General features: G+C 44.6%; 11 protein-coding genes. 2 read left to right on the top strand and 9 right to left on the bottom strand.

The annotated features are described in order from the left end of the window. Window positions 1-58: 58 nt before the first annotated feature. The 7 genes from mbcS to K8O68_RS01690 all read right to left on the bottom strand — a co-directional run bounded on the left by mbcS (window position 59) and on the right by K8O68_RS01690 (window position 8,154). Window positions 59-1,639, bottom strand: coding sequence for an acyl-CoA synthetase MbcS (gene mbcS / locus K8O68_RS01720; protein ID WP_230895213.1), 1,581 nt, complete (start codon window positions 1,637-1,639; stop codon window positions 59-61). A gap of 15 nt (window positions 1,640-1,654) precedes the next feature. After that, complete coding sequence (locus tag K8O68_RS01715) at window positions 1,655-2,206, bottom strand: hypothetical protein (protein WP_230895212.1); 552 nt, start codon at window positions 2,204-2,206, stop codon at window positions 1,655-1,657. A 21-nt stretch (window positions 2,207-2,227) separates the two neighbouring features. After that, on the bottom strand, window positions 2,228-3,874 hold the full coding sequence (locus K8O68_RS01710) for a solute symporter family protein (RefSeq protein WP_230895211.1): 1,647 nt from the start codon (window positions 3,872-3,874) through the stop codon (window positions 2,228-2,230). 6 nt (window positions 3,875-3,880) lie between these two features. Next, on the bottom strand, window positions 3,881-4,180 hold the full coding sequence (locus K8O68_RS01705; RefSeq protein ID WP_230895210.1) for a hypothetical protein: 300 nt from the start codon (window positions 4,178-4,180) through the stop codon (window positions 3,881-3,883). A gap of 497 nt (window positions 4,181-4,677) precedes the next feature. Continuing rightward, entirely contained in the window at window positions 4,678-5,820 is a 1,143-nt protein-coding gene (locus K8O68_RS01700; RefSeq protein WP_230895209.1) for a S8 family peptidase, read from the bottom strand. Window positions 5,821-5,880: 60 nt separating this feature from the next. After that, window positions 5,881-6,981: a S8 family peptidase gene (locus K8O68_RS01695; protein ID WP_230895208.1), complete on the bottom strand. Its 1,101-nt coding sequence runs from the start codon at window positions 6,979-6,981 to the stop codon at window positions 5,881-5,883. 279 nt (window positions 6,982-7,260) lie between these two features. Beyond that, window positions 7,261-8,154 carry a helix-turn-helix domain-containing protein gene (locus K8O68_RS01690; RefSeq protein WP_230895207.1) on the bottom strand — a complete coding sequence of 298 codons (894 nt, stop codon included), beginning with the start codon at window positions 8,152-8,154 and terminating at the stop codon, window positions 7,261-7,263. A 615-nt stretch (window positions 8,155-8,769) separates the two neighbouring features. Between K8O68_RS01690 and K8O68_RS01685 the strand changes: the two genes are divergently transcribed. Continuing rightward, entirely contained in the window at window positions 8,770-9,822 is a 1,053-nt protein-coding gene (locus K8O68_RS01685) for an ATP-grasp domain-containing protein (RefSeq protein WP_230895206.1), read from the top strand. 184 nt (window positions 9,823-10,006) lie between these two features. Then, entirely contained in the window at window positions 10,007-11,101 is a 1,095-nt protein-coding gene (locus K8O68_RS01680; RefSeq protein ID WP_230895205.1) for a M20 family metallopeptidase, read from the top strand. Between the two features lie 246 nt (window positions 11,102-11,347). Here the strand turns inward: K8O68_RS01680 and K8O68_RS01675 are convergent, their stop codons facing one another. Both K8O68_RS01675 and K8O68_RS01670 read right to left on the bottom strand, forming a co-directional pair. Further along, window positions 11,348-11,902 carry a general stress protein gene (locus K8O68_RS01675; protein ID WP_230895204.1) on the bottom strand — a complete coding sequence of 185 codons (555 nt, stop codon included), beginning with the start codon at window positions 11,900-11,902 and terminating at the stop codon, window positions 11,348-11,350. A gap of 119 nt (window positions 11,903-12,021) precedes the next feature. After that, window positions 12,022-12,804, bottom strand: a complete 783-nt coding sequence (locus K8O68_RS01670) for an alpha/beta fold hydrolase (protein WP_230895203.1) — start codon at window positions 12,802-12,804, stop codon at window positions 12,022-12,024. Window positions 12,805-12,924 lie beyond the last annotated feature (120 nt).

The following is a 12,924-nucleotide window of genomic DNA, read 5'->3' as shown; positions in this document are numbered from 1 at the left end:
GTGACAACAGCCGGGCTTTAATGCTTTAACGTGCTGGGGGACAGACCCCCCATTATTTTCAAGTCATTTGTTCTTTGAGGCGGAGGTCGATGCGGCGGATTTTTCCTGACGTGGTTTTCGGGAGCTCTTCCAGGAAAGTAATTTGGCGCGGGTATTTATACGGCGCCGTAATCTCCTTCGTATGCTCCTGAAGCTCTTTTACAAGGGCCTCGTCAGGCACCCTGTCAGGGTCTTTAAGGACGATAAAGGCTTTTACGATGCTGCCTCTCGTTTCATCCGGTGAAGCGACTACCGCGCATTCCCGGACGGCAGGATGCTTTACGAGAGCATCTTCCACTTCAAATGGGCCGATCGTATAGCCGGAACTGATGATGATATCGTCACTCCTGCCTTTAAACCAGAAGTAGCCGTCTTCATCTTTCATCGCATGGTCGCCGGTTAAGTACCAGTCTCCTCTGAACGAAGCCTGGGTGCGTTCCGGGTCATCAAGATATTCTTTAAACAGAGCGGCGCAGTCTTTATGGACAGCGATGTCTCCCACTTCACCAGCATGACAAGGTTCACCATCTTCATTAATAATATTTACAGGATTTCCTGGAGTCGGTTTGCCCATGGATCCCGGCTTTGTCGGCATCCCTTTAACATTGCAGACGAGAAGGGTGTTTTCAGTCTGGCCGTACCCGTCGCGCACGTCCACGTTGAATGCTGAACGAAACGCTTCAATGACAGGGCGGTTTAGAGGCTCGCCTGCAGAAACGGCGCTTTTCAGCTCAGGCAGATTGTAGGTGTCAAGATCATCCACTTTAGCCATAAGCCGGTATTCCGTAGGGGTACAGCAGAGGACATTAATTTTTTCCTTTTCCAAAAAGGTTAAATAAGTCTCCGGGTCAAAACTGCCGTGATAGACAAAGGCAGTAGCACCGAGAGTAATTGTTGAAAGGAACGGGCTCCAGATCCACTTCTGCCATCCGGGTGCAGCCGTAGCCCAGACGAGGTCGCCTTCTTCTACACCGAGCCACTCTTTAGCAGCCGTGCGGACGTGCGCATAACCCCAGCCGTGCGTATGAACGACGCCTTTAGGATTTCCGGTCGTACCTGACGTATAAGATAAAAAGGACATATCGTCCCGGCTCGTCGGCTCACCTTCATAATCTGCTGATTCCTGTGCAGCAAGAGCTTCGAGAGACATCCAGCCCGTTTCTTCACCGCCCACTATAAATTTTTTAGACAGGGCAGGGTGGGATTCGTCAATCGCGTTAATCTCACCCGTGGTTTTATGAAAGGAAACAATTCCTTTCACATTTGCATGCTCGATCCGGTAAAGGAGATCTTTTTTTCTGAGCATTTCCGAGCTGGGAATGGCCACAATGCCTGCTTTTAAGCAAGCGAGGTAAGTCATGTAAGCTTCCGGCACACGGGGCAGGATAATCAGAAGTTTATCCCCTTTCTGAATCCCCTGCCGCTTAAAAGCAAGAGCGAACTGATTCATTTTATCAGAAAGTTCTTTATAGGAAATATTCCGCCGGTTGCCTTCCTGATCGACCCAGCGCACAGCCGTGCGTTCAGTGTCGTTTGAATAGGCTGAGAGTTCCTGTGTAATGTTATATTGTTCCGGTGCTAATAAGTGTGTACTGTTCACGAGACATTCCTCCCTTTAATTAATTGCGCCTTGGGGCATTATTATATAAAAAATGCTGGCGAAGAAGATAAACACGGCAAAAACAGAGCCATAAGCTTTCCACGGGGCAAAGCCCTGAGTGACTTCATGAATTTTGACACAGATAAAATACATCCAGATAACGCCTATGATAAGGGCGATCGTTATAAGTAAGCCTGCGCTCATGCCTGTTAAGGCGGGGAGCGCCATGATTCCCGGTATAAGGGCGACTCCCGCTGTGCGGTTCAGCTCCGAGATTTTTCCCGGCCCGCCAAAGCCCTTTGCTCCTGCCCAGAGAAGGACGGCGAGGCCGAGTCTTGTGAGCCACACAGAGAATAAGCCGAACAGGATGAAGATAAGCGGAACGATGGCGTTCCGCAGTATGGCCGATTCAAAGCTTGCGATAAAGGCGGCGTTGGCTGCAATCCCTGTGAGGCCGTATAATATCCCTAGCATAACGACGATCAGGCGTGTGTAGACGGCTGATTTGGGTGCTTGGATATAGGCCTGAAAAGCTGGGGAATGCAGGGTGATCATTTTTCCTATCATATTGGCGGCCTCCTTCATCGCTTACATATTCCAAGGCATAACAGCCCAGACAGCTATGACTGTAAAAAATACGACAGTAATAGCGGCACCGATGGTACTGTTATAACGGCCTGGGTGGACATCTTTCCAGCCGTGAATTCTTTCAATTAGCGCGTGATCTTCTTTAGCGGTAAGCATGGCCGATAGTTTAGGCATGCGGTTTGTTAAATAAGAGACGACGATCAGAAGGATAAAGCTGATCGGGATCGCAAGCATGGCGCCTGACAAGCCCATACCATCCGTGACGCTGTGTCCCGTCAGAACAATTGATGGAAAAACGAATGGCGAGACGACAATATATATAGCGCCGCCGATAACCGAAGCGGCAATGGCTCCAAACTTGTTCGCTTCTTTCCACCAGACGCCGACTATAATGAGCGGGGCATTGGTAACTCCGGCGAGGCCGAATGCCCAAAGGATACTGACGACAAGGAAAGCTGGCGGATTAATGGCGAGAAGGATACTAATAATCCCGCCGGTAAAAATAGCTGCATACCCGAGTTTTACTCTTGTTCTAACCTTTAAATCCGGCTTAAGGACACTGACGATATCCTGTGAAAGCAGGGCGCCGATAGCAAGAAGGTTCCCGCTGAGAGTAGAGAGCCCTGCTGATATAGCACCGGCAATAACGAGGGCGGTCACCCATTCAGGGTTATAGACGAGATTTAATATAAGAGTCAGTTTATCGGCATCAGCAGGTGAAATGGCTACCCCCTGCGTTTCTGTTGCATAAACCCCGACGAAGCCCATGGCGTAAGTGGCAGAGAAAACAAGACCGATAATAAACGCAAACCAGACCATAGCCGTCCGGGCACTTTTAAGACTGGAAGCGGTATAAATACGCATGGCCAGGTGTGGGAGCCCTAATGAGCCGATCGTAAGCCCTATAAGGGAAACGTACCATTTCGGCGAGAACTGGTAATCGAAGAAATTCGGCATAGCTTCTACCATGGCTGGTACCATATCAGCATATAAAAGTGGAGGGAAGAACCAGCCGCTTCCGCCCATGGCTTTCATAATCGCTCCTAAAGGCACGATAAACATTAAGGCGATAATAACCATTTGAATAGCCGCGTTATTAGAGGCGCCCGCCATACCTCCCAGAGTGACATATCCTACAATCACGAGACCGCCGACGATAAGACCGGTCATATACGGAATGCCAAGGACGGTTTCAAAGGCCAGTGCGATTCCGATCATTTGTCCAAGGGAATACATAAGAGAGACAAGAATCATAAACAGCGCGGCGATAATGGAGGCGCTGAGTCCGTAACGTTCACGTATGAAGTGAGTCGGTGAGAAGGCTCCCATCCTGCGCAGGCTTGTGCCGTAAATAATTGTGATAAGAGGGATGGATAAAATCAGTTGAATCCAAAGCATGATAAACGGCACTTGTAACTGCAGTATAAGGGCGGTAATACCCAGGAATGTGGCCAGGCTCATATAGGTGGAGGCCATAGCCAGTCCATTTGTAAGCGGTCCAATACTGGAACCGGCTACGTAAAGATCAGTGACGGAACTGCTTTTCCGGTTAGAAATGTAACCGACCACATAAAACAAAACAAACGTTGCAATAATTGCCCCAATACCTAACATAGGGTTGGATAACTGCCATGCTTCTTCTCCCATAATGGTTTACGCCCCCTCTTTGCTATGACTCTTTTTTTGTTTACCTGTTTCTGTTTCGGCGGACGTAAGCAGCCCGTTTTCCCGCTCAATTTCCTCATCGATTCTGTTGCCGACTTTGTTGGCCACAATAGTTAAGAACAAAATTCCGAACCAGCCTGACAAAATCGGTACGATGTACATAATAGGGAACCCGAACAGGTTTCCTTGTACAGGAAAAATAGAAAAGACCAAGGCGACATTTCCGGCAAGCAAAAACAGAGCAGTTAACAAAATAGTGAAACGGACTTCCATCTTGTAAGCTTTCAAATTCCTTCCCCCTCTTTTTAATTTTTCCCCTGACTGAGTGTTCAGTCACTTATCCATATAAATTCCTGGTACAGTTACGGGCCGTGGCCGATACTTATACAAGGAAAAATAGGTATCTTATGCAACTAGATTGTAAACGGTTTCAAAGAGGTAAGTCAACACTGTTTTTAAAATATTTAGAAAATTAAGTAATTGGACGGGGTTTTGGAAATGTTCATAAATATGAAAACAGGCGTAATCTGAAGGAGGCGAAAGCTTAAACCAGATGCATAGTGGTGTTGTATTACAACTGGATCGAGTGTAGATCTGTTTCATTCTATACGCTGAAACCATTTAATATGTCTTTCATTAAGTTAAACTAAATGAAAAAGTGGCAGGGCTTTCTTCCCAATTTTTGTTATGGAAATTGCTGGGGGGTCTGACCCCAAACAAAGAACCCTGCCTCCCAGGGGGGAAAGGAGGCAGGATCGGTTTTAAATTACAGTTATATCAATCTATTAATTTCCGATTGCATCGAGTGACTGGACAAGCCCGTGGCCGTATTGGTGAGCAGGACCCAAACCTTTAGCTGTTTCATTCAGCAGCTCTCTCAGTTCAGCATTAGAAAGCTCTGGTTTAGCCTGCCATACCTGGGCCGCCACACCTGCCACGTGAGGAGATGCCATAGATGTCCCGTTAAAGGCAGCGTAATCATTTCCAGGTACCGCGCTTAAGACATTTACACCAGGTGCAGCAATTTCAACAGCGGGACCGGTGCTGGAGAAAGTTGCACGGCTATTATTTTCGTCTACAGCGGCTACTGCAATGACAGAGTCGTATTTCGCAGGGTAACCTACTGTATCATTATTACCGCCTCTGTTGCCGCTATTGCCTGCAGCTGCTACTACAAGGAGTCCTTCATCAAAAGCGAGATCGCTGAATTCTTCTAAAATTGAAGAACCTTGTGAACCGCCTAAGCTCATATTAATAATATCCATATCATTTTCTATAGACCATTCAATTCCTTCGGCAATACCGGCCAGTGTGCCGCTGCCGTCGTTATTGAGAACCTTTACAGCGTATAAATCAGCATCATAAGCGACACCAATGACGCCTAAATCATTGTTTACGGCACCAACAGTACCTGCAACATGCGTGCCGTGGCCATTTGCATCATAATAAGGATCACTATTAGCCGAATCATCAAACACGGAATGTCCGCCCTTCACGTTATCTGCCAGGTCTTCATGCGTATTATCCACGCCGGTGTCCAGAATGGCTACTTTGACGTTATCCCCGGTATGGCCTTGCTCCTGTGCGGCTGTCCCTTGAACGTGCGGGACTCCCCAAGGGACCGTTTGGCCAAGGGCTTGTACTTCCGCATTTTCTTCAACCATGTCAACGTGAGGGTGTCTTTCCAATCCTTGTGCCTGCTGGCCTGTTAAATTAATGTGCTTAACGGACAGCAGCTCATACTCATGCAGGATGTCCTCCTCTTCAACACCGAACGCCTGAATTAAGCCTTTTTCTGCAGCTCCATTAAATTTCACAAGATAGTCACTGCTTTCAGAAGGGGTATCGGTGGCAAAACCAGCCTGGGCCGGCAAAAACATCAGACAAACGACTAACCATGATAAAATTAATTTTTTGATAAAGATCATCTCCTCATTTTTTAATATAAAACCTGTTAAACTATTGCGAACTCTCCCTGTGCTCAAAAATTAATACGCAGCGTGAGAGGCATTAACGAGACCTTGGCCGAAATAGTATGAGCTGCCAAGCGGGGTTGCCGTATCGGTCAGCCTTTGTCTGATCTGCGAATTGGAAGCCCACGGATACTCACTTTTCACGAGTGCAGCTACACCAGCTACGTGAGGGCTTGCCATAGATGTCCCATCGAGGCGGACATAACGGTTGGATGTATAAGTACTTAAAACAGAAACACCAGGCGCCATAATTTCAAGTCCGTTTCCATAAGTGGAAAAAGAGGCGCGGTTATTATTAGAATCTACAGCTCCCACAGCCATGACTGAACTGTATCTGGCCGGATATGAAACGCCTGCAGTCCCGGTATTCCCTGCAGCTGCAATCAAAAGGACGCCCTGGCTGTTTGCATAATCAGCTGCCTGACGTAAGGCCGTTGACCCCGTAGGAGCCCCTAAGCTCATATTGGCAATATCCATATTATTAGTTACTGTCCACTCAATACCTTTTGCAATACTGCTGTGAGAGCCGCTTCCATTGCGGTCCAGCACTTTAACTGCGTAAAGGTCAATTGAAGGTGCCACACCAATCACGCCGTAGCTGTTGTCCAGTGCAGCCACTGTCCCGGCAACATGGGTGCCATGGCCATTGTAGTCCTGATAAGAGGACTCCGCAGTGATATAACTGACCCCTCCCGAAATGTTTAAGTCTTCATGAGTGGCAATCCCTGTATCAAGCACCGCTACTTTGACGCCGCTTCCTTTATTTCCCCAGGAATGGACAGTGGGTGCATTGATATGGTTAATGCCCCAAGGCACAGATTGGGTCGCAGTCACTTCCTCATCTTTTTCTACATAGTCAATGTTAGGATTGTTTTCGAGCGCTTTTGCCGCTCTCTCTGGAATTTTTACATGCAGCACAGGCATATATTTATATTCGTGGAGAACCTCACCGCCTGCTTGCTTAACGACATTTTCATTAACCTCATTATTAAAGCCGATTAAGTAATCATGCCTCTCGGTCCCCTGGCCGTTTGCACTTACAGTGAAGCTGGAAAAAACGAATGTAAACGCTAAAAGAAAACCTAGAATAAAACCTGTTAATCGCCAGTTTTGCATTCTTGTATCCTCCTTTAATTTATTAGTTTTTGGTAGATTTACATAATAGTCCAAATTTTCCGTAATATCTAACCTTGTAAAAGAGCGAACTGCCGGTTTATAAATGATTTGGAGGAGCCAGCGGCCACTTACAGGCTGTTTTCATAACTGACTATTAACATATTAATAATAGTCAATTTTCGCATTTTACAGGCTCGGGTAAAATCAAAATCCTGATATACGGGGGCTGAAATAAAAAAGCCAAAGCACCCGTTTGGCAGCTTTGGCTATCCTCTGTCGTTATTTTAAAACGCTGTTTTCAATAAACTGTATTTCGTCATTTAAATCTTTTATAAATTCAGGGACGGGATTCAACTCATATATCCACAAGGCTTCCTTCAAAAGACGGAGGCTTTTCTCTTTCTGAGAGGGGTCATGTTTAAACAGAGAGCATCCTTTTTGGAAAAGAAGATGGCCTAACAAATAAAGGTGGCCTTCTTCAATACAAATTTTAATAGCTTTATCTGCATAGAACAGAGACTCCATATAGTTATTACGGTCATAAGCGTTTCGGCTTGCATTGAACAGAATCCGGATAATCAGGCGGTTTTTTTTAAGCAGGGGGAGCGCCTCCAGCTGCGACAATAATGTACGGTAAATGTCGGCAGCGTAATCAAGTTCGTTTATTTTGCTGTAGACGATGGCTTTGGAAGCGAGAATATCAATCTCAGTTTCTGTCATCGGATGTTTATTGCTGTCGAGTCGCAGGTGAAAGGCCCGATCCAGAAGTGCAAGAGCCTTTTGGCTGTCATCTTCCATATGAAAAACACAAATTCCCTCCCGCCAGAGGAGATACTGCTGGAGGTGCCTTTTTTTAAAGAGGGGATTCTTTTTTTCAAATTGAATTGTTTTCATTACTTCTCCATAATTATGATCCCGGATGTGTTTATCCATATGGCTGATTGCTTCTTTGACGTAATGAATACCATTTCGGGATATATCATCAAAAAAATAATTTAAATCGACTCCCAAACGGATAGCGATCTGGTGCAGCAACGGGGCAGTGGGGGTAGCTGTGTCCCCTTCAATCCTGCTGATAAGACCTTGAGTACAAATGCCGTCACACAGTTCTTTCTGGGAAATCTTTAAATGCTCCCGCAAGTCTTTAATTCTTTTACCTAATGTATAGTCCAAGCTGCTGACACCTCCAATAATATTAATATGTTAATAAACCTTTGCGAAAAAAAGAGCGTGTATAATATAATAAACCAAAATTTTCTAAAAATTAACTATGAAGAGCTATACAGCGATAAAAGTAATGTGTCATAATAGTCTAAAATCTTTAAGGAGTTGTTATTATTATGAAGAAACTCATTCTCATTGCTGCATTTACCTTGTTGTTTGCTTTCCCTGTTCAGGCACAGGCTGCGGACGTCACCCCTCAGGCTCCTCCTGAATATACGCACGGATAAAAATAAATTGAGCTTATCAGATCATGAAAAGGGCTGGCCTATCCTGGGCTGCCCTTTTTTTCGTTTTTAGTGAAACGTGCTCCTTGCCAGTCGCTTTCTGGAAATTTCTTAATAATATTTGAAAAACTTATATGTTATTTATTAAATAGGACCTAATAAGGAGTTGGATTAACAAATTAATTACAAAGATATTTCATAATAAATTCATCTGAATAATTTTCCCTGAGTACAAATTTCTAATTATTGGATATAAGGATTGATGGCTACATTTGCGGGTAAATGATTATTACCTGTTTTTTGAAACAGAAAAAATAAATCGACGCAAGGAGGAACATCCGTGAATATTTTATTAACATCAAGCGCAAGAAGAATAGATTTTGTAGGATTTTTTCAGGAAGCATTAAAAAGAATGGGAGTCGGAGGTAATGTAATCACTGCGGACCCTGATTATAACGCTCCATCACTTCAGCAGGGGGATTTAAGCTACGTCATTCCCCATCAGGCGGATTCTGATTATATTGAAGCAATTAAAAAAATCTGTCAAAAGCATAAAGTAGACTGCATTATTCCGCTTAACGACTGGGAAGTGCCAAAACTTGCTGATAATAAAGAGGAATTTAAGGAATTAGGCGTGTCTATGTTCGTGCCTGACCCTGATGTGGTTGATAAAGTCCGTGACAAAGGGAAATACCGTGAACTTCTGGGAGCCTTTGACGTTAAAGCGCCCCATTCCTATATTAAGTATGAGGACGCTGAGAAAGCGTTGGAAAACGGAGAAGTTAACTTTCCATTAATTATTAAACCTCGAAACGGCTCAGCTTCAATCGGAGTAGATATTGCAGAAGACCATGAAGAAATGAAGCTCGCTTATAATAATGCTGTAAAGCAGATTAAAGGTACGCCGCTAAACGATGTCACGTATAAAAATCCTGAAGATAATGTGATTATTCAGGAAGTTGTGGAAGGAGATAAATTCAGCCTGGATTTGTTTAATGATTTAGACGGCCGGTTTATGGCTTCTTTCGTGAGAAAACAGCTTGAAATGAGAGCCGGTGATGTAGACAGGTGTATTACAGTCCATGATCAGGAATTAAACGACATTGCCCGGAAAATGGGAGAAAACCTGGGCCATGCAGGATATATTAATACAGACGTTTACTTTGACGGAAAAGATTACTACGTGATAGATATCAACCCGCGTTTTGGCGGAGGCTATGCGTTCTCTCATCAGGCAGGGGCTGATATCCCTGCAGCCATTATCGCCCTCATTGCCGGACGTGAAGTGAAGGATGACTGGTTAGTGGAGAAGCCGGATTGTGAGCTTGCCCGCCATGATGTCGTCGTGCACATCGATGAAGAGAAGAAAAGACACGACTATTCTGATATTTAGAATGTGTCTTAGGTTGTCCGGCGGTAAACCGGACAACTTTTTTTGTTAAAGAAAATTCCCGGGATTGCCCTGACTGGTCAGTCATCTTAAACTTTCTAACTTTGAATGTTTATGTTATTTGCTTCCCGGTAAAAGTAATTGAGACAGTTAAAATTATACTATCATATCAGCTAGGAGGGTAAAAATGGGTGACCCGATCCCTTTATTAGAAGACTTAATTAAAATTGACAGTTCGACTAAAGACGGCGCAAATGAAGCGGTAAATTATTGTGAAAAATGGCTGGCAGACCGGGGACTGGAAGTTAAAAGTCTCAGAAATAACGGTTACCATATGTTAGTTTCAGAGATTGGGAAAGGCGAGAACACCATTGTGTTTAATGCTCATGTCGATGTCGTTGAAGGGGAAGAAGAGCAGTTCAGACCATTTGAGCTGGACGGAAAACTATACGGACGAGGCGCAGTAGATATGAAAGCAGGCGCTGCCGCTATGATGGAAACAATGATTGAGCTTAAAGACACTGACCTTCCGTGCCGCGTAATGCTTCAGGTCGTTCCTGACGAGGAAACTGGAGGAGCCAACGGCACAAAATATCTGACAGAGCAAGGATATTTAGGAGATTTCATTATATGCGGTGAACCGACCAACCTCGGTATTGCTATCCAGTCAAAAGGTGTTGTTCAGCTGGATTTTGAAATAAACGGGAAGCCTGCTCACGGCAGCCGGCCTTGGGAAGGTAAAAACGCGATTATTAAAGCAATGGATCTTTATGAAAGAATCCTCGAACTGCCTTTTGCCCAGGAAACGGCTCAGCCTATGTTTAATAAACCGTCTATTAATCTGGCAAAATTAAATGGAGGCACGGTTTACAATAAGGTGCCGGAAAAGTGTCACATGTCACTGGATATCCGTTATTTGCCTGAGCAATCACCAGATGAAATTATCAAACAGATTGAAGAGATCACTACAGACGGGAAAGTCAGCGTTCATATTACTAACAGGCCGGTAACTACGAAAGAAGATAATCCTTATGTGGAGGGGCTGGTTAAGTCCTTGCAGAACAAAACACAGCTGGAGACTATAAATATTTATGGCCAGCACGGATCGAATGACGGCCAGTTCTTTACAAAGTATGGAGGAGCTGCAGTTGAGTTCGGACCGGTTGGAGGCGACTGGCACGGTGAGAAAGAAATGGTTTATATAGAATCTGTAAGACAGTATCAGCACGTTATATCAGATTTCGTGCAGTCGTGCAGTAAAGAGAGGATGGAAAACAACTAAAATACGCAGTGGAAACAGGCTGTCCTTGAAAACACTCAATGGTGAAGGGCAGCTTTTTTTTATTACTTGGTCAGTCCTTAGGAGGGTTGGGGATATTAATTTCTAATGCGCATGCCGGCGGAAGGATAGCCGGAGTTTAAATTAAATCACAGTTCTCCTGTCAATCATTTCATTCATAAAAAAAAGGCCATCAAAAGCTGATGGCCTCTTCTTTATATAATGGGCTTTGAAAAGCCTCTTGATTTTTTACACACTGCCTTTATCCATGTCATCATGCCCAGGATACATATGGGAATTTACAGTATTGTGGTCTCTGAACGTGGAATACACATTTGTCTGCTGGTCTTCATTTGCTTCCACAAGAACAACAATATGCCCGTCATTAATATATTTTTCGTACTCCTTAGCTTCTTCCTCAGGAATCCCGGCACCAGTAAGCGCGCCAACAATTCCGCCGCCGCCGGCGCCAATGACGCCCCCTTCAACTGCAGCTGCTATTGGACCTGCAGCCATAATAGGGCCTGCACCAGGGATGGCTAATAAGCCAAGACCTGCAGCACCGCCAAGCACGGCACCTGTTCCTGCACCGATTCCGACACCTTTTCCGGCATTTTTGCCCCGGTTATTGTCATCGTTGTCAGCGACATCGATATCTGTATGATCGTCAACCTTTTCAGCGTCATCGCCTTTAGCAAAAACGGAAATGTCTTTACGGTCAAAACCGTTTTTCTCCATCTGATCGATTACATCTACAGCTTCCTGCTGTTCTTTAAATACGCCGCCAATAATCTTTTTTTCCATGTCTATACCTCCTATAAAAATAATAAATCATCTATATAGAGGAGGTTCCCACCATAGGCTTTTACTAAATCCTTTTTTGAAAAAAACCATATTTTCATAGATTTGTAGAAATATGGTGGTTAATGAGCCATGGTGTTTTTCAGGCTGCGGATTACACTGTTTACTTCATAAGCAGACTGAGTAGGCACCTGATGGGCAACGCCTTTTATTTTGATGCTTACAGGATGAGCGAGCCGTTTTTCAAATAGCCTTTGGTAAGGTAAGATGAGGAAATCCAAATTCCCGTAAATGAGAGCTACCGGGCACTGAATACTGGAAAGGCGCTCAGTGGATCTGTAATATCTTCCATTCCGGTAGAGTTTTTTGGTAAGAAGGGAATTGGATGAGTTAACAGATTTAAATATTTTCTTCTTATGTTTTTTTGACCCTAAACCAGTATGGGAGATCGACAAGCCGGCAGCTAATAATTCTAAAAGGTCAGAATGCCCGACCATTTCACCGGCTTTAATTTTTGACGATAAAGAAAAAGTGCTAACCTCTGAAAAACTGCTGATTAAAATGACGCCTGCCGTCCGTTCAGGGTAAGAAATGGCAAATTCCTGTGCGGGAAGGCCGCCCATCGAATAACCGCACGTAATCACTTTCTCAAGTTTTAAATGATCTGCCAGAGCTAAAACATCTTCCGTCCAGTCGTAAATAGTATAATCACCGGTTATACCGTCACTGCTCTTTCCGTTTCCTCTCGGGTCAAAGGTTATGACCTGATAATGGTTCTTCAGCTGTTTCTGCTGCTCAAAAAAAGTGGCGCCGCCCATGGCAGGCGGGCAAATAAAAATAATTGGAGGCCCCTCGCCTGTCGATTCATAATACAGTGAGACACCGTCAGACTGGAAATAAGGCATCAGACTCTCTCCTCAATCATTAGATTAACCCCTTACTTATAGCATTTCAGGGTTCATTATGGAAATTACCTGTCCCTTCAGCTTCTAAACGCATAAACATATTTCGACAGGGGTCTGACC

The sequence above is a fragment of the Salipaludibacillus sp. CUR1 genome (assembly GCF_021028955.1).
Classification (GTDB): domain Bacteria; phylum Bacillota; class Bacilli; order Bacillales; family Salisediminibacteriaceae; genus Salipaludibacillus.
Note: the sequence above shows the minus strand (reverse complement) of the source record. Positions and strands in the feature narration are given on the sequence as shown.